This is a genomic window from Camelimonas sp. ID_303_24 (genome assembly GCF_053543495.1).
This window is the reverse complement of record NZ_JBLLJM010000003.1, coordinates 422,080-439,312: the sequence shown is the minus strand read 5'-3', so window position 1 is coordinate 439,312 and position 17,233 is coordinate 422,080. Positions and strand designations below refer to the sequence as shown.

The following is a 17,233-nucleotide window of genomic DNA, read 5'->3' as shown; positions in this document are numbered from 1 at the left end:
ATTCTGGCGTCCGAAATCCGGTGAGCCTGGTTTCTTCATGCGCCCTGGCGCCGCCCAGCCGCTTTCCGGAATTGCGGGCCGCGAATGCGGCGTCATCTGCATGACCCGTCGCGCCGCCATGAATTCCCCGCCTTCTGGCGGCAACCTCCTGATCGTTTCCCTGCAGCAATTGTCCGGGCTGGTAGCGCGCCATGACTGACGTCCGTATGCTTCTGGCGGCTCTGTTGTTTTGCGTCGCCGCCATCAGCGGCGTCATCTACATCGCTATCCAGCCGACGCAGTTGCGGGTTGGCGTGACGGCGGACGACGCCATCAGCCGGCATGTCATGCAGATCGCTGATCAGGCGTTCCGCGAACGCAAGAAAGAAATCCGCCTGAAAACGGTGGTGTTGCGCAACGCGGCCGAGGTGGCGACGGCGCTGAACGCCGGCTCCATTGATCTGGGCGTGGCGCGCTCGGACAATATTGCCGTCACCGCCGCCGAGGCCGTGCTTGTGCTCCGCCGCGAAGCCCTGGTCATTGTCGCCCGCGGTGTGGACGACGTCACCGATGTCAGCGCTCTGGCTGGCAAACGCATCGGCATTCTGGCGTTCGGCGGCCCTGAGCCCGGCAACCGCCTGAATGCGCTCTTCGATTACTACGGCCTGGTGGGCGCCTCGCAGAAGAGCGCTGTCATTCAGCCGGCGGATCTGGCCGAGGCCCTGTCGTCCCGCCGGTTTGACGCGTTTGCATTGCTTGGTTCGGTAACCGCGCCGGCCGTTGCCGCCAGCGTGCGCCGCATAGCTGAAGGCAATCCCGGCGGCATTGCCATTATCGATATGGCGGAGGCCGAGGCTCTGGCGCAACGCGTCGGTGATCTGGAAACGGTGTCCATCCCCGCCGGCATTTTTCGCGGTAGCCCGCCGCTGCCCGCGAAAAAGAAGGACACCGTGGCCGCTCCGGTGCGGATGATGGCCCGGGCGGACCTGGATGAAGGCAAGGTTTCACTGCTGTTGCAGCAGTTTTTGTCCGTTCGCTCCGCCATTCGCCGCGCCGCGCCGGGCTATGACCACTATGAAGTTCCGGACCCGGAAGATTCGCCGGTGCTGGTGCATCAGGGCGCCCGGGCTTTTCGGGATGGTGAAAGCACCGGCCTGCTCGAGCGCTACAGCGACGTGCTCTATCTCGGCCTGTTTGTGATTGGCGGCGTCGCCTCCGTCGCCACCGCTATCGCCGCGCGGTTTGCACTGGGCCGCCGTCGCCGTCTGATGCAGGTGCTGGGCGAGCTCAGGGATATCGGCTCAAGCCTGGCGACCGCCACGTCCCTGCCGCAACTGGATCAGGCGGAGGCCCGGGTCGAGCACCTGCTGGCGTCGGTGTTCGAGCGCGCCGCCAATTGCGAACTGTCCGCCGACGATCTCGCCGCCATCAACCTGGCGTTTGACTGGTGGCGCACCCAGATCACGGATGCTCGCGCCCGCTTTTCAACCACCCGGACCGGAGGAGCCGGTGACCGATTCCAGCCGGCGCAGGCGTCTGGCAGTTGATCGGCGGCGGTTTATGCGTCAAACGAACCTGAACCGGCTGCAATGGCCCTGTCATTTCGCCGGCCATACCAGGTCACGAAGATGCTGACGCATCCGTAACCAGAAAAGCACAAGCGTCGCTTGGGCTTCACCCAAACCCGCTGGGTCGGACTCGTCGGGCCTGGGTATCAGTCATTGGGTAGCCGCTGAATAATGCGCAGGCTACGGGACAGGAGAACGCTCCATGCGTGCGGGCGAAGTTGCGCGATCGACCAACGAGACCAAAATCTCCGTTTCCATCAATCTGGACGGGGATGGCAAGGCCGACGTCGCCACTGGCGTTGGGTTCTTCGATCACATGCTGGACCTGTTTGCCCGTCATGGCCTGTTTGACGTCAGGGTTCACGCGGACGGCGACCTGCACGTCGATGACCATCACACCGTGGAAGATTGCGGCATTGCGCTTGGCGAAGCCTTCCGCAAGGCGTTGGGCGACAAGCGCGGCGTCGTGCGTTACGCCGACGCCCACGTTCCCATGGACGAAACCCTGTCCCGCGTCTGCGTCGACATTTCCGGTCGCCCGTTCCTGGTGTTCCGCACGGAATTCCCTGCCGGGAAGATCGGAACCTTCGATACCGAACTGGTGAGGGAGTTTTTTCAGGCTTTCGCCATGAATGCCGGACTCACGCTGCATGTCGAGACATTCTACGGTCTCAACAGCCACCATATCGCCGAGAGCTGCTTCAAGGGGCTCGGCCGCGCCCTGCGCAAGGCCGTGGCGATCGACGCCCGCGAAGGCGACCGGATTCCGTCCACCAAGGGCGCCCTCTGACGCGCCGCCGCGCGGGCGGAAATTCCATTTCGTGAGACGCCTGGGGTATTTTTCAGGCTGGGCAGGCGATATGCGTCCATGGACCGTTGCCGCTTCAGGTCTGGAAGGGAGCGCTCCCGGGATCTGCCGAAGCCAGGGATTTGCGCCTGTGCGCCATGGGTGACCTGACATGAAGTCGTTTCTGTTGTTTGCGCCGCAAGGCGCGATGCCCGGAGATGCCGGGGCGCTCGAGAATGCGGTGGTGGTCAGGGATGCATTCAGCTGGCTGGCGTTTCTCGCGCCGACGCTGTGGTTTCTCTATTTCCGGCTGTGGCTGGCGGCGCTCCTCGCCCTGCTCATCACGCCGGTGGTGCTGGCGCTGGCCCACTATACCCCTGTTGGATCAGGCGTCGTTCTGATGGTCCTGCTGGCGGTACGCCTGTTCATTGGGCTTGAGGCCGGGGCCCTGCGCGCGCGATCCTTGCGGGGCAGGGGCTATCGCCTGGCGGACGCCGTTGTCGCCCGCAATGGAGCGGAAGCGGAGAATCTGATGTTCAGGCGGTGGTTGTCACAGTCGGCGGACGTTTCCCCGACCATTGTCGCCGCGCCTGCCATGCAGCCGGAGCGTCGCGCCATGGCGGGTATTGTAGGTTTGTTCCCCGAGCCGGAGGGCGGTCGTTGAATACCGTTGTTGTCGTTGATTATGGCTCGGGCAATCTGCACTCCGCCTGCAAGGCCCTGGAGCGCGCTGGCAATGACGTCGCTGGCGAAGTCACCGTCCGGCTGTCGTCCGACCCTGGGGAAGTGCTGAAGGCCGATCGCGTGGTGTTGCCGGGCGTCGGCGCCTTCGCCGATTGCCGTCGCGGTCTCGATGCGGTTCCTGGTTTGACCGGGGCGCTGACCGAACTGGTGCGGGAGAAGGGCCGACCCTTCTTTGGCATCTGCGTCGGCATGCAACTGCTGGCCTCGCGCGGCCTGGAATATGAGACCACGGCTGGTCTCGACTGGATAGGCGGCGATGTGGCGCCGATCCGTCCGGCGGATCCGGCGCTGAAAATTCCCCACATGGGCTGGAATGATCTCACCCTGGTCCGCCCCCATCCGCTGCTGGATAATCTGCTGGGTTCCGATCGCAGCCGCGATGCGTATTTTGTCCATTCCTATGCACTGACTGCGGCCCGGTCCGAAGACGTTGTCGCCACGACCGACTACGGTGGACCGATCACCGCTTTCGTCGCCCGGGACAATGTGGCCGGCAGTCAGTTTCACCCCGAGAAAAGCCAGGGCTTCGGCCTTGCGCTGCTTTCCAATTTCATCAGGTGGCGTCCGTGATCCTGTTCCCCGCAATCGACCTCAAGGAAGGCCAGTGCGTCCGTCTGGTTCATGGCGACATGAATCAGGCCACCGTGTTCAACGATGATCCGGGAGCCCAGGCAGACGCGTTCCGCAGTCAGGGCTTCGAATGGCTCCATATCGTCGATCTGGACGGCGCCTTCGCCGGTCGGCCGGTTAATGCGGATGCGGTTGAATCGATCCTCGCCCGCACCCCTGGCATGTCCGTGCAACTCGGCGGCGGCATCCGCGACATGCGCACCGTTGATGGCTGGCTGTCGCGCGGCGTGTCGCGCGTCATCATCGGCACTGCCGCGGTGCGCGACCCGGCGTTCGTGCGTGAGGCGGCGCGGCTGCATCCGGGCCGCATCGCCGTCGGTATCGACGCGCGCGATGGCCGCGTGGCCGTCGAGGGCTGGGCCAGCCTGTCGGAGATCGGCGCGGAAGAGCTTGGCAAGAAGTTTGAGGACGCGGGCGTCGCTGCCATCATCTTCACCGACATCAGCCGCGACGGGGCCATGGGAGGTCTCAATATCGAGTCGACGCTTGCTTTGGCCCGCGCCGTATCGATTCCGGTGATTGCCTCCGGGGGGCTGGCGTCCATCGCCGACGTCCAGCGCCTGACGCAACCCGATTGCGCGATTCTGGAGGGCGCGATTTCCGGCCGCGCCCTGTATGACGGCCGTCTCGACCCGGCGGAAGCGCTGGCGTTGCTGAAGAACGCGGGACGTTGAGCCGATGTTGAAGGTTCGCATCATCCCTTGCCTCGACGTGAAGGACGGGCGGGTCGTCAAGGGCGTCAAGTTCGTCGATCTGGTCGACGCCGGCGATCCGGTTGAAGCGGCGCGCGCCTATGACGCGGCGGGCGCTGACGAACTCTGCTTCCTGGACATCACCGCCAGTCACGAAGCCCGCAGCACCTTGCTGGACGTGGTGCAGCGCACGGCGGAGGCCTGTTTTACGCCCCTGACCGTCGGCGGCGGTGTGCGCACTGTCGAGGATATCCGCAGGCTGTTGCTGGCTGGCGCCGACAAGGTGTCGATCAACACCGCGGCGGTGAACAACCGCCAGTTTGTTCGTGAAGCGGCGGAGAAATTTGGCGACCAGTGCATCGTCGTGGCCATCGACGCCAAACGGGTGTCGCCCGATGGCGCGCCGCCGCGCTGGGAGATCTTTACCCACGGCGGCCGACGTGAAACCGGCATCGACGCCATTGATTTTGCCCGTGAAGTTGTTTCGCTGGGCGCTGGCGAACTGCTGGTCACCTCGATGGATCGCGACGGCACCCGCGCCGGTTACGATCTGCCGCTGATGAAAGCGATTTCCAGTGCTGTCAGCGCGCCAGTGATTGCTTCTGGCGGCGTTGGCTCGCTGGACGATCTGGTCAATGGCGTGACGGAAGGCGGGGTCAGCGCTGTGCTGGCCGCGTCGATTTTTCATTTTGGGACCTACACGGTCAGCCAGGCCAAAGCACATATGGCCGCCGCCGGCATACCGGTGCGGATGGTCTGACATGGGCAAACACATGGGTGAATTGATGGGCAAATTCACGCTTGAGGATCTTGAAGCCATCGTGGCGACGCGCGCCGCCGCCAGTCCAGAGACGTCGTACACAGCGAAACTGCTTGCCGATGGCCCCATGAAAGCTGCAAAGAAGCTGGGGGAAGAGGGGGTGGAAGCCGCTCTCGCCGCCGTGGCGCGCGACAGGGAAAATCTGACGGGCGAAGCGGCCGATGTTCTCTACCACCTGCTGGTGGTGTTGCGTGGCGCCGATATTCCGCTCAGCGCTGTGATGGAGGAACTGCAACGCCGGACGGGTCAGTCCGGATTGCAGGAGAAGGCGTCCCGCCAGACCTGAACAACGCGGCGGGAGACAGGAACGATAATGACGCCAGCAGATTTCGCCATGCCGCTTGAGCTGATCGAGCGCTCCGTCTCTCCGTTCCGCGAATTCACCCGGGCGGAATGGGCGAGGTTGCGCGCCGATACGCCGTTAACGCTGACCGGCGATGAAGTCATGAAGCTGCAGTCGCTCAATGACCCGATTTCGCTCGAAGAGGTCATCGCGATCTATCTGCCTTTATCGCGTTTGCTGTCCTTGTATGTCGCGGCGACGCAGGGTCTGTTCAAGGCGACGCAACGGTTCCTGCTGGCCGAGCAGGAAACAAAGGCGCCCTATATCATTGGCATCGCCGGTTCGGTCGCCGTGGGCAAATCGACGACGGCCCGCATCCTGCAGGCCTTGCTGGCGCGCTGGCCCAATACGCCCAAGGTGGCGCTCGTGACGACTGACGGCTTCCTGTATCCCAACGCCGAACTGGAGCGTCAGGGATTGATGGAGCGCAAGGGCTTTCCGGAGAGCTATGACACGCAGCAGCTCCTGCATTTCCTCTCCGACATCAAGTCCGGCAAGCGCAATGTCGCGGGGCCAGTCTACTCCCACCTCGTTTATGACGTGGTGCCTGGCGAGCATGTCTATGTCGACCAGCCGGACATCCTCATCGTCGAGGGGCTGAATGTTCTGCAGCCGGCGCGTCTGCCGAAGGATGGCAGCGATATTCCGTTCGTGTCGGATTTCTTCGACTTTTCCATTTATCTGGATGCGGACGAGGACCTGCTGCACGAATGGTATGTGACGCGCTTCATGCGGCTGCGTGAAACGGCGTTCCGCGATCCCCAGTCCTATTTCCGCAAATACGCCAGCGTGACTGAGGGTGAGGCGTTGCAGATGGCCGAGCGGCTGTGGAGCCGCATCAATCTGACCAATTTGCGCGAGAACGTCCTGCCAACCCGCCGGCGCGCCGATCTGGTGCTGCGCAAGGGCGGCAGCCATCTGATCGAGGAAGTGTCGCTGCGCCGGCTGTAAGTTGTCCGCCACAGCTTTTCGCTGCAGCAAACGGGGCGGCCTGAACCGCCCCGATTTTTTCAGAGCTTCAGACCCGATTGCGCGACCAGCTGCCTGAGATCAGCCACAGGTCGCGCGCCCATGTGCTGGATGACCTCGGCGGCGGCGATGGCGCCGAGCTGTCCGCAGGTCTCAAGCGGCAAATTGCGGGCGAGACCGAACAGGAAGCCCGCGGCGAACAGATCGCCGGCGCCGGTGGTGTCGACAAGCGTCTCGATTGGCGCGGCAGGCACGGCGATGCGCTCGCCGCCGTTCAGAATAATGCAGCCCTTTTCCGAGCGGGTGACCACGCCCAGCACGTCGCGTTGCGCCAGCTCGGCCAGCGCCGTGTCGAAATCCGCCGTCTGATACAGGCTGATCAGCTCATGGGCATTGGCGAAAACGATATCGACCACCTTGCGGTCGATGAGGTCGTTGAATTCGTCACGATAGCGATCGACGCAGAATGCGTCCGACAGGGTCAAAGCGACGCGTCCGCCGTTGGCGTGCGCCACTTCAGCAGCGCGCAGGAACGCCGCCTTGGCCTGCGGCGGGTCCCAGAGATAACCTTCGAGATAGATGATGTCTGATGCGGCGATCATCGCCTCGTCCAGATCGGCCGGGCTGAGGTTCTGGCCGGCGCCCAGATAGGTGCTCATGCTGCGTTCGCCATCCGGCGTCACCAGCACGAAGCAGCGCCCGGTGCCTGGTCCATCACCAGCTGGCGCCGTTGGAAAGGCGACGCCCATGGCGCGCAGATCATGGGCAAAGGCTGCCCCGAGATCGTCCTGACGCACCCGGGCGATCAGGGCGCCGCGGCCGCCAAGGGCGGCGATGCCGGCGATGGTGTTGGAAGCCGAGCCGCCTGACACCGTGGTGGTGGGACCCATGGCCGCATACAGGGCGTCGGCGCGGGCTTCGTCCACGAGTTGCATGGCGCCCTTGGCGATGTGATGCCGGCCAAGGAAGGCCTCATCGGCGCGCGCCAGAATGTCGACGAGCGCATTGCCGATGCCAAGCACATCGTGCCGTTTTGCGGACATGGAGATCTCCTGATGGATGCGCCAGGATGCAGGCGTTCTGGCGGGCGGTTGGCCGGAATGCTGCTGGAGCGCTGTCCTGCTTCAATGAAACAGGGCAACGGCTTTGGGACAGCCCCGGAATAACGGTCAGCACCTGATACCAGAACGCGAGACATCCTGCTCGCCCGGATTTGGGCCAGACCGGGAGACGCAACGGCCCTTGATCGGCGCCTGAATCCCGTTGCGCTTGCGTGAAGGCGTGCCCGGCGTCATAACGCGCCCTTGCGACGCATGTTCACGCGGGGCGCTTCCCGATCCGGTTGGCGCTGTGCATCTGCCAGGAGCATGCCCGATCTTCCGACATGTGATTTACGTCCGTTCCGGCGCCGCCGCCCGGGCGACGCGGATCGCACCTGACGTCAACCACCGGGTGATGGTGAAGCAGTATGGCGACAATCGGCCAGCGCGTGTTCTCAGGCGTGCAACCCACGGGCAATCTGCACCTCGGCAATTATCTCGGCGCCATCCAGCGCTTTGTCGGGCTCCAGGACCAGTACGAGTGCATCTATTGCGTGGTGGACATGCATGCGATCACCGTCCCGCAGAAGCCGCAGGAACTGACGCGCCAGATTCGCGAGGTCACCGCCGCCTTTCTGGCCTGCGGCATCGACCCGAAGCGGCACATCGTTTTCAACCAGAGCCAGGTTAGCGGCCATGCTGAACTGGCGTGGGTGTTCAATTGCGTCGCCCGCATGGGGTGGCTCAACCGCATGACCCAGTTCAAGGAGAAGGCGGGCAAGGACCGGGAGAACGCCTCCGTTGGCCTGTTCACCTATCCGGACCTGATGGCCGCCGACATTCTCGTCTATCGCGCCACCCATGTGCCGGTGGGCGAGGACCAGAAGCAGCATCTGGAGCTGACCCGCGACATCGCCCAGAAGTTCAACAATGACTTCGCCGAATCGATCGCGCGCAATGGCTTCGGCGAGACCTATTTCCCGCTGGCCGAACCGCTGATCCAGGGGCCTGCCCGCCGCGTTATGAGCCTGCGCGACGGCGCGAAGAAAATGTCCAAGTCGGACCCGTCCGATTATTCGCGCATCAACCTCACCGACGGTCCGGACGCCATCGCCCAGAAGGTGCGCAAGGCCAAGACCGACGCCGAGCCGTTGCCCTCCGAGGAGGCGGGCCTTGCCAATCGCCCCGAGGCGGACAATCTGGTCGGCATCTACGCGGCGCTGTCCGGCCGCGCCAAAGCTGACGTCCTGTCCGAATTCGGCGGTTCGCAGTTCTCGATCTTCAAGAGCGCTCTGGTCGATCTCTCCGTATCGCATCTGGGACCAATCGGTTCCGAGATGCAGCGCCTGGTGGCGGATGCGGACTACATTGATTCCGTGCTGGTCGATGGCGCCGACCGGGCCCGCGTTCTGGCCGACCAGACCATGCGCGACGTCAAGGATATCCTGGGTTTTATCCGCGCCCGCTGATCCCGCGCCACATCAGCGACGCTCCGCCCTCATGTCAGGGCGGCGCCGCTGCTGTTTGTTGCCATTGCCAGGCGCCGCCGCCATATTTGGTCACAGGGCCGGCATGACTGGCCTGGAAAGCATTTTCGCGAACAGCGCATGCGCCGGAGCGAAAACACAGAGCGGAAACTCCGGGCAGTCCGGACGGATTTCGCTCCAGCCGACCCGCCGGCCTTGAACCGGCGCGTGAGGAGTTGACAATGTTTATCCAGACAGAAGCGACGCCCAATCCGGCAACGCTCAAGTTTTTGCCCGGTCGCACGGTGCTGGCCGATGGCACGCTCGATTTCCGTAGCCGTGATGATGCCTCGGCCTCGCCGCTGGCTGAACGGCTGTTCAATGTGGACGGCGTCGCGGCGGTGTTTTTCGGCAATGACTTCATCACCGTCACCAAGGCGGGCGGCGAGTGGGCGCACCTGAAGCCGGCGGTGCTGGGCGCGATCATGGAACATTTCATGTCCGGCGCGCCGGTGGTGGCGGACCGGGCGGCCCTGCCAGCGGATGATGGCGAAGAATTCTTTGATGAAAAGGACGCCGGCATCGTCGATACCATCAAGGACCTGCTGGAAACCCGCGTGCGGCCTGCTGTGGCCAATGATGGCGGCGACATCACCTTTGTCGGCTATCGCGACGGCACCGTTTATCTGTCCATGAAGGGCGCCTGCGCCGGTTGTCCGTCGTCAACCGCCACCCTGCAGCACGGCATCCAGAACCTGTTCCGGCACTTCCTGCCGGACGTTCAGGCCGTGGAAGCTGTATAAGCCTCCCGTGGGATATCGGGCGGCGAAGGGAGATGTGATTGCGCGTTCTGGCGATTGATACGGCCCTCGGCGCCTGCTCGGCATGCGTGGCTGAGCGTGGGGCTTCGACGGCGATTTCGACCGAAACCATGGTCATGGAGCGTGGCCATGCCGAGGCGTTGCTGCCGTTGCTGGAGCGCGTGATGGCCCATGCGCCGGGCGGGTTTGGCGCCATTGATCGCGTGGTGGTGACCGTCGGGCCTGGCAGCTTCACCGGGCTTCGCATTGGCATCTCGGCCGCAAGGGCCATCGGCCTTGCCCTCAAGGTTCCGGTTGTGGGCGTCACCAGCCTCTCGGCCCTGTTGAGCCCCATTGTCGCGACCGCCGGAGATCGGGTTGCCGTCGCCGCCATCGACGCTCGCCATGGTCAGGTTTTCATTCAGGCCGTGGCGCCCGGTGGCCGCGTCGTGGTGCCGGCGCGGCTGGCGCCCGCCCGCGAGGCGGCGCGTCTGCTTGGTTCCGGCAATATCATGATCGCAGGCTCGGGAGCTGGTTTGCTGGCGACAGAGGCGTGGTCTGTGGGCGTCAACGCCACGGTTGCGCCGGATGGCCTGTTTCCCGATCCGCTATGGGTGGCGCGATTGGGCGCATTGGCCGACCCTGAGACGGCGCTGCCCAAGCCTTACTATTTGCGCGCGCCAGACGCGAAGCCGCAGGAAGGCGGCGCGCTGCCGCGGGCCTGATATCCCGTCAATGGCTTCCGGAGGCCGTATGAGCGTGTTGCGATGGCCTTGGAGTGGTGGCGAGGATCTGACGGCGCAGCGGCTGCAGCCGGCCCACGCAGCGGCCCTGGCGCATATCCACGCCGCCAGCTTCGCCCATGGCTGGGATGAAGAAGCCATGGCGGCGATGATTCTCGACGACATGATCCAGAGTGACGGTCTGTTTGCCGCCGGCCAGCCTGGCGGCGCTCCCGTGGCGTTCGTGCTCAGCCGCTGCGTGCTCGATGAGGCCGAGATTCTCACCATCGCTGTTGCTGACCGCTGGCGCGGCCGCCGGGCTTCGCTCCGGCTGTTGCAGCATCACTTGCAGTGTCTGGCTGCAAGGGGCGTCAAAACGGTGCACCTTGAAGTCGAGGAGGGCAACGTCCCGGCTCTGCGCCTGTACGACCGTTTTGGCTTCATCAGGACGGGCGAACGCAAGGGGTACTACGCCAGGGCGGACGGCTCGCGCGCCACGGCGGCGCTGATGAGCCGGGATCTGTAAGACACTCCCGGCAGGGCAAGGCGCAGCCTTGCGTCAGGAGGGGGCGACAGATCAAAAAATATGCGGATTGTCACGTTCATCTGAGCAGCAGTCCGCCGGGCCGAGGTCATCCCCCCAAGTGGGCAAAAACACGGCATGCAGAAACAGGCACGGCCCGCGCCAGATCTGGCGCGGGCCGCTGCATTTTGGCGCTTCGGCAGGGCAAGGCGCCTGCCGGGATCATTGTGACTTACTTCTGGCCAGGGGCCGCCGCGCGGATTTCTGCGTCCACATGCGGCTCAAAAGTCTTGAAGTTGTCATGGAACATGCCGACGAGGCGCTGCGCCGTGGCGGCGAAATCCGCCTTGTCGGCCCATGTCTTCACCGGGTTGAGAATGTCGCCGTCGATGCCGGGCACAGCGACGGGAACCTCGAAGCCGAAGTTCTGATCGGTGCGGAACGCAACCTTGTTCAGCGAGCCGTCAAGGGCGGCGCCGAGCAGGGCGCGGGTGACGCGGATCGGCATGCGGCTGCCGACGCCAGGCTTGCCGCCCGTCCAGCCGGTGTTCACCAGCCAGCAGGTCACGCCGTACTTCGCGATCAGCTCACGCAGCAGATTGCCATATTCGGAAGGATGGCGCGGCATGAATGGGGCGCCGAAGCAGGTGGAGAAGGTTGCCTGCGGCTCGGTCACGCCCTTCTCGGTGCCGGCGACCTTGGCGGTGTAGCCGGACAGGAAGTGATACATGGCCTGGGCCGGCGTCATGCGGGCGATCGGCGGCATCACGCCGAAGGCGTCGGCCGTCAGCATGATGATGTTCTTCGGAATGCCGGCGCGGCCGGTGGCCGAGGCGTTCGGAATGAAATCCAGCGGATAGGCGCAGCGGGTGTTTTCCGTCTTCGACGTGTCGTCGAAGTCAGGCTCGCGGGTAAGCGGGTCAACGACCACGTTCTCCAGCACCGTGCCGAAGCGCTCGGTGGTGGCGTAGATCTCAGGCTCGGCCTCGCGCGACAGCCGCACGGTCTTGGCGTAGCAGCCGCCTTCGAAGTTGAACACGCCTTCGGGCGACCAGCCGTGCTCGTCGTCGCCGATCAGGGTGCGCTTCGGATCAGCCGACAGGGTGGTCTTGCCGGTGCCGGAAAGGCCGAAGAACACCGCCACATCGCCGTCAGGGCCAGCGTTGGCCGAGCAGTGCATCGGCATGACGCCGACGGTCGGCAGCACGTAGTTGAGGTAGGTGAACACCGACTTCTTCATCTCACCGGCGTAGCTGGTGCCGCCAATGAGCACGATCCTGCGCGTGAAGTCGATGGCGATGACGGTCTCGGTGCGCACGCCATGACGGGCCGGATCGGCCTTGAACGATGGCAGGTCGACAATCGTCATGTCGGGAACATAGCTGCTCACCTCACCGCGATCCGGGCGGATCAGCAGGTTGCGGATGAACAGGGAGTGCCAGGCAAACTCGGTGAAGACGCGGGCGCGCACGCGGTGGGCCGGGTCGGCGCCGCCGTAAAGGTCCTGCGCGAACAGTTCCTTGCCTTCGGCGTGGGCGAGAAAATCGGCGAGGAGCGTCTCGAACTGGGCCGGCGTGATGGCGCCGTTATTGTCCCACCACACCGCGTTTTCGGTGTTGGCGTCGCGGACGACAAACTTGTCCTTGGGGGAACGGCCGGTGTGCACGCCTGTTTCGGCGAGCAGGGCGCCGCCCCGAACCAGCTGCGCCTCATCCCTTTTCAGGGCTTCTTCATACAGGCGGGGGGCTTCGAGGTTCCAGTTTACCCGTTTGAGCTTGCGAAAACCGAAGCTCTCAGCGCCATGCGCTGCATTGAATACGCCCACGTTCTCCACGAAACGTCCTCCTTGGGGCCGTCCGGGGGGCTTGAGAAGCCTGCAACGGCCGCCAGCGGTCAATCAGATGTGCGGTTCCTATGACAGAAATCTGTCAGGGTTTCTACGTGGCAATGTAAGTACAATGCAACGGTGAGAAACGCGCGGATCGCGCGTTATCCCGGGAGACTGGCCCTTTCCGGGACATCGGACGCGTCGCCCGGCGGGCGGGCGCCTTCCGCGTCGCTTGGACGCATGGGCTCGCGCGCATGCCGGCCAGATCAGGTCAGGCTGGCTACTCTTCCTCGCCGAACCGGTCAGCCAGCAACGCTTCGATGGCGTTCAGGGCTTCTTCCGCATCATGGCCGCTGGCCGAAACGATAACGGATGTGCCCTTGGCGGCGGCGAGCGTCAGGAGGCCCATGATCGAGCGACCGCCCACTGTTTCTCCGCAACGCGTCACCATGACATCGGCTTCGTAGCGGTCGACGGTCTGGACAAATTTGGCGGACGCGCGGGCATGAAGCCCCTTGCGGTTAATAATCGGCAACTCGCGCGACAGCGCGCCCGGCGGCAGATCGGGAGGCGGGAAATCTGGCTCGCAGTCCAAGCGGCGCGCCTCCTACTTTCCAGCCAGAACGCGGCTGGCGACATTGATATATTTGCGTCCGGCCTCCTGCGCCTGAAGCACGGCGTCGGCCAGCGGCAGATCTTCACGAACGCTCGCGAGCTTGATCAGCATGGGCAGATTGATGCCGGCGATCACCTCGACCTGCAAACCCGCCATGCATGAGATGGCGAGATTGGAGGGCGTGCCGCCGAACATGTCCGTGAGGACAACCACGCCCGAGCCGCTGTCCACATGGCGCACCGCCGTCAGGATATCCTGGCGGCGACTGTCCATGTCGTCTTCCGGTCCGATGGTGATTGTTTCTACCTGTTGCTGTGGGCCGACGACATGCTCCAGTGCGGAGCGAAATTCCGTGGCCAGACACCCGTGCGTCACAAGCACAAGACCGATCATTTAGCTTCCCATTGACGACGCCGGTCCCTGGAGGTCTCTGCAGCCTCCGGAGCGTCCACAAGAGCAGTCATTTTGAGCATCATGCGCACAAGCGCAAGATGGGTGCGACCTTTTCGCTCAAAATACCGATGTTCCCCGGTCTTGCCCACCGGCGTCGTCCGCGCCGGAATGGTCCAGAAAAGCCATGACCAGCAATTCGCGCTGATGGTTTTGACCAAGACGGATCATTGGCAACGACATGGCGCCGTGACGCCATTGCAGGAGCGGATTTTCGGGGTGGCGGGGCCCATCATCCCTCTGGCACCACACGGCGGCGCGGATGACGGCGGCGCGTTCACAGACGGTTTTCCGGATCCCGTAGCCATACAGCTCGTAGTCGCCGGCGATGCGCGGGTGCGAACGTCCGAGCACCCGGCGCCCGGATGTCCACACCATGGTGCGATCATCGGCGACCAAACGGGCGAAGCGGCCAGCGCGCCGCCACCGGTCGACCAGCCCGAGCGCCAGCGTTGTCTTGCCGGCGCCGCTGTCGCCAAGGATAAGCAGGCCCCTGTCGTCCAGGAGCACGCAAGAGGCGTGAACCGACGCCATTTTATCAGCCGCGCCCCGCGTCGCCGGCGTGGGAAGGGGCGACATCAGGCCGCGACCAGCGCAGGCAGGCGGACAACGAAAGTTGCCCCCAGGAAAATGGGATCGTCGTCGTCCGCATCCGTGGGATCAAGCCGGTTGCGCGCGGTGATCGTGCCCTTGTGCGCCGAAATGATCTGACGGGAAATCGACAGGCCAAGACCGGAATTCTGCCCAAACCCCTGCTCGGGACGGTCCGTATAGAAGCGCTCGAAGATGCGCTCCAGCGCGTGTTCGGGAATGCCAGGGCCGTCATCCTCGACCCGAATTTCCACATCCTGCCTGAGGCGTCGCAAATGGATGCGCACGCTCGCCCCGTCTGGGGAGAACGAACGCGCATTGTCCACGAGATTGTTGATCACCTGGCTGAGGCGTCCGTCATGTCCCATGACAACGAAGGCGTCCTTGCCGAGGGGATGCGCATCAACCGTCACCTCGACCGGCGCCTGGCCCTCGCGGCGCACTTCGTTGGCGATGGACGAAACGCCCTGCACCAGGCGGGCGACGTCGACCGGCTCGGCGTCTTCGCGCGACAGCTCCGCATCAAGGCGCGAGGCGTCGGAAATGTCGCTGATAAGCCGGTCGAGCCGCTTTACGTCATGCTGGATGACTTCCATTAGCCGGCCGCGCGATTCGTCATTCTTCGCCAGCGGCAGGGTTTCCACGGCGCTGCGCAACGACGTCAGGGGGTTCTTCAGCTCATGGGCGACATCGGCGGCGAAGCTCTCGATCGCGTCGATGCGGTTGTACATGGCCGTGGTCATGTCGCGCAGGGCGCCTGACAGGTGGCCAATTTCATCCGCCCTGTTGGTGAAATCAGGAATGCTGTGGCGCGACCTGGCCCCCTTGCGCACCCGGTCGGCCGCCTCGGCCAGACGTCGCATCGGGCCGGCGATGGCGCCGGCCAGCAGGAATGACAGCAATACCATGACGAGGGCGGCGATCAGGAACACCTGCAAAAGCCCGAGGCGCTCCTTGGCGATGATCTGGTCGATGTCGCCGCCCTGGGTCGACAGCAGCAGAACGCCGCGCACGGACTTGAGCCGCTGGATTGGCACGGCCACCGAGACAATCGTTTCGCCATTGCTGTTGACGCGAACGACAGAGGCAGGCTTGCCGGCAATGGCGCTGGAAACCTCGGGCAAGGCGCGGCCGCTGCTTGTGGTGAGCACCTCCGCTGGAAGCCCCTTGGACTGCGTCCAGCGGCGCACGGTTTCCCACAGGCGTTCCAGCAGGCCAGGCGGCTCGCGCGGAATTGGCGGCAGGTCAAGCCGCAGCACGTCGCCACGCGCAAGGTGCGACTGGGAGTCCAGCAACAGCTGGCCTTCCCGGTCAAACACCCGCGCACGGGTGCCCGTCGGCGTCACCAGGTGGCGCAGCAACGGGGCGACGCGCTCCGGGTTGATCGAAAACTCAAGCGGCGACAGGGCCTCCTCGCCGAAGCCGGAGCTTTCCCCGGCCTGAAGCTGCAGCAGCTTGTCGGGGTCGATGAGAATCGCGTCGGTTTCGACCGTCGCCGAAGTGGCGATGGCGCCCGCGATAATCTCGCCCTGGGTCAGCAGGCTCTGAACCCGCGCCTCGATCAGCCCCTCGCGAAACTGGTTGAGGTACAGAAAGCCGATCAACAGGACGACGAGACCGGCGAGATTCAACATGACGATGCGGCGCGTCAGGCTGGATGACATGCGCGTCAGCATGACGCGTGCGAATCGCCTGATGCGCATTCCCAGACCCCGGGTGGCCTCTTCGGCGGCCGGATCAGCCTGGTCGTCAGATACAGTGTCAGTCATTCGCGCGCATCGCCCGCCCGGGCGTCTTGAGAGGCGGCTTTACCGCCTGCATCGAAAAAACGGCGCGCCTTCACAGGCGCGGCGTCAGGCTCCATTCCCACCCGGCATGGGTGTGATCAGGCTTCCTTGAAGCGATAACCAACGCCATACAGGGTTTCGATCATGTCGAAATTGTCGTCGACAGCCTTGAACTTCTTGCGCAGGCGCTTGATGTGGCTGTCGATGGTGCGGTCGTCCACATAGACCTGATCGTCATAGGCCGCGTCCATCAGGGCGTTGCGGCTCTTCACGACGCCCGGGCGCTGGGCCAGCGCCTGCAGGATGAGAAACTCCGTCACGGTCAGCGTCACGGGTTCGTTCCGCCACGTGCAGGTATGGCGCTCCGGGTCCATCTTGAGCGCGCCGCGCTCCAGGGCGCGCGCATCGCTCTCCCGCACCGCCGTCTGATCGCGAGGGCTGGCGCGCCGCAACACGGCCTTCACGCGCTCCACCAGCAGTCGCTGGGAAAACGGTTTGCGGATGAAATCATCGGCGCCCATCTTCAGGCCGAAAAGCTCGTCGATCTCCTCATCCTTCGAGGTGAGGAAGATAACCGGAAGATCGCTCTTCTGACGCAGCCGCCGCAACAGCTCCATGCCATCCATGCGGGGCATCTTGATGTCGAGGATGGCCAGGTCCGGCGGATTCGTCTTGAATCCGTCCAACGCTGAGGCGCCGTCCGTATAGGTGAGGATCCGATAGCCTTCCGATTCCAGGGCGATGGAAACGGAAGTCAAAATGTTCCGGTCGTCATCAACGAGAGCGATCGTTGGCATTGTGGCGTGGTTTTCCCGGATAGCGCGATGGCGACCATCACTGGCCGCATGCGGGTTGAACTCGGGTGAAGTCTGCTTCCC

Annotated in this window: 19 protein-coding genes; 12 read left to right on the top strand and 7 right to left on the bottom strand. The window is 64.2% G+C overall.

What is annotated here, in order from left to right; translation table 11 throughout:
• Nucleotides 1-191 precede the first annotated feature (191 nt).
• From ACERNI_RS04815 to coaA, 8 genes are all read left to right on the top strand, one after another.
• Nucleotides 192-1,526: a TAXI family TRAP transporter solute-binding subunit gene (locus tag ACERNI_RS04815; protein WP_448832111.1), complete on the top strand. Its 1,335-nt coding sequence runs from the start codon at nucleotides 192-194 to the stop codon at nucleotides 1,524-1,526.
• 223 nt (nucleotides 1,527-1,749) lie between these two features.
• Complete coding sequence (gene hisB, locus ACERNI_RS04810; RefSeq protein WP_448832110.1) at nucleotides 1,750-2,337, top strand: imidazoleglycerol-phosphate dehydratase HisB; 588 nt, start codon at nucleotides 1,750-1,752, stop codon at nucleotides 2,335-2,337.
• A 169-nt stretch (nucleotides 2,338-2,506) separates the two neighbouring features.
• Entirely contained in the window at nucleotides 2,507-2,998 is a 492-nt protein-coding gene (locus ACERNI_RS04805) for a DUF2628 domain-containing protein (RefSeq protein ID WP_448832109.1), read from the top strand.
• Nucleotides 2,995-3,648: an imidazole glycerol phosphate synthase subunit HisH gene (hisH, locus tag ACERNI_RS04800; RefSeq protein WP_448832108.1), complete on the top strand. Its 654-nt coding sequence runs from the start codon at nucleotides 2,995-2,997 to the stop codon at nucleotides 3,646-3,648. The genes ACERNI_RS04805 and hisH overlap by 4 nt, the downstream gene beginning before the upstream one ends.
• Complete coding sequence (gene hisA / locus ACERNI_RS04795) at nucleotides 3,636-4,382, top strand: 1-(5-phosphoribosyl)-5-[(5-phosphoribosylamino)methylideneamino]imidazole-4-carboxamide isomerase (RefSeq protein WP_448832107.1); 747 nt, start codon at nucleotides 3,636-3,638, stop codon at nucleotides 4,380-4,382. Before hisH ends, hisA begins: the two co-directional genes overlap by 13 nt.
• A gap of 4 nt (nucleotides 4,383-4,386) precedes the next feature.
• Complete coding sequence (gene hisF, locus ACERNI_RS04790; protein WP_448832106.1) at nucleotides 4,387-5,160, top strand: imidazole glycerol phosphate synthase subunit HisF; 774 nt, start codon at nucleotides 4,387-4,389, stop codon at nucleotides 5,158-5,160.
• Nucleotides 5,161-5,185: 25 nt separating this feature from the next.
• Entirely contained in the window at nucleotides 5,186-5,506 is a 321-nt protein-coding gene (locus ACERNI_RS04785) for a phosphoribosyl-ATP diphosphatase (RefSeq protein ID WP_448832173.1), read from the top strand.
• Between the two features lie 27 nt (nucleotides 5,507-5,533).
• On the top strand, nucleotides 5,534-6,514 hold the full coding sequence (gene coaA, locus ACERNI_RS04780; RefSeq protein WP_448832105.1) for a type I pantothenate kinase: 981 nt from the start codon (nucleotides 5,534-5,536) through the stop codon (nucleotides 6,512-6,514).
• A gap of 59 nt (nucleotides 6,515-6,573) precedes the next feature.
• Here coaA and ACERNI_RS04775 read toward each other — a convergent pair whose 3' ends face one another.
• On the bottom strand, nucleotides 6,574-7,575 hold the full coding sequence (locus tag ACERNI_RS04775; protein WP_448832104.1) for an adenosine kinase: 1,002 nt from the start codon (nucleotides 7,573-7,575) through the stop codon (nucleotides 6,574-6,576).
• A 425-nt stretch (nucleotides 7,576-8,000) separates the two neighbouring features.
• Between ACERNI_RS04775 and trpS the strand changes: the two genes are divergently transcribed.
• The 4 genes from trpS to ACERNI_RS04755 all read left to right on the top strand — a co-directional run bounded on the left by trpS (nucleotide 8,001) and on the right by ACERNI_RS04755 (nucleotide 11,086).
• Nucleotides 8,001-9,041: a tryptophan--tRNA ligase gene (trpS, locus tag ACERNI_RS04770; RefSeq protein WP_448832103.1), complete on the top strand. Its 1,041-nt coding sequence runs from the start codon at nucleotides 8,001-8,003 to the stop codon at nucleotides 9,039-9,041.
• 239 nt (nucleotides 9,042-9,280) lie between these two features.
• Nucleotides 9,281-9,841: a NifU family protein gene (locus ACERNI_RS04765; protein ID WP_448832102.1), complete on the top strand. Its 561-nt coding sequence runs from the start codon at nucleotides 9,281-9,283 to the stop codon at nucleotides 9,839-9,841.
• A gap of 38 nt (nucleotides 9,842-9,879) precedes the next feature.
• The gene (gene tsaB / locus ACERNI_RS04760; protein ID WP_448832101.1) at nucleotides 9,880-10,563 is read left to right on the top strand and encodes a tRNA (adenosine(37)-N6)-threonylcarbamoyltransferase complex dimerization subunit type 1 TsaB; all 684 of its coding nucleotides are present in this window, start codon (nucleotides 9,880-9,882) and stop codon (nucleotides 10,561-10,563) included.
• A 28-nt stretch (nucleotides 10,564-10,591) separates the two neighbouring features.
• Nucleotides 10,592-11,086, top strand: a complete 495-nt coding sequence (locus tag ACERNI_RS04755; RefSeq protein ID WP_448832100.1) for a GNAT family N-acetyltransferase — start codon at nucleotides 10,592-10,594, stop codon at nucleotides 11,084-11,086.
• A gap of 229 nt (nucleotides 11,087-11,315) precedes the next feature.
• On the opposite strand, the gene ACERNI_RS04750 is transcribed toward ACERNI_RS04755, so the two are convergent.
• The 6 genes from ACERNI_RS04750 to ACERNI_RS04725 form a co-directional block, all read right to left on the bottom strand.
• Entirely contained in the window at nucleotides 11,316-12,917 is a 1,602-nt protein-coding gene (locus ACERNI_RS04750) for a phosphoenolpyruvate carboxykinase (protein WP_448832099.1), read from the bottom strand.
• Nucleotides 12,918-13,191: 274 nt separating this feature from the next.
• Nucleotides 13,192-13,506 carry an HPr family phosphocarrier protein gene (locus ACERNI_RS04745; protein ID WP_448832098.1) on the bottom strand — a complete coding sequence of 105 codons (315 nt, stop codon included), beginning with the start codon at nucleotides 13,504-13,506 and terminating at the stop codon, nucleotides 13,192-13,194.
• Nucleotides 13,507-13,518: 12 nt separating this feature from the next.
• Nucleotides 13,519-13,920, bottom strand: coding sequence for a PTS sugar transporter subunit IIA (locus tag ACERNI_RS04740; protein WP_132004340.1), 402 nt, complete (start codon nucleotides 13,918-13,920; stop codon nucleotides 13,519-13,521).
• 117 nt (nucleotides 13,921-14,037) lie between these two features.
• Complete coding sequence (locus ACERNI_RS04735; RefSeq protein ID WP_448832097.1) at nucleotides 14,038-14,511, bottom strand: HPr kinase/phosphorylase; 474 nt, start codon at nucleotides 14,509-14,511, stop codon at nucleotides 14,038-14,040.
• Nucleotides 14,512-14,555: 44 nt separating this feature from the next.
• Nucleotides 14,556-16,271 carry a stimulus-sensing domain-containing protein gene (locus ACERNI_RS04730; RefSeq protein WP_448832172.1) on the bottom strand — a complete coding sequence of 572 codons (1,716 nt, stop codon included), beginning with the start codon at nucleotides 16,269-16,271 and terminating at the stop codon, nucleotides 14,556-14,558.
• A 182-nt stretch (nucleotides 16,272-16,453) separates the two neighbouring features.
• Nucleotides 16,454-17,152, bottom strand: a complete 699-nt coding sequence (locus tag ACERNI_RS04725; protein WP_191318452.1) for a response regulator transcription factor — start codon at nucleotides 17,150-17,152, stop codon at nucleotides 16,454-16,456.
• Between the last annotated feature and the right edge of the window lie 81 nt (nucleotides 17,153-17,233).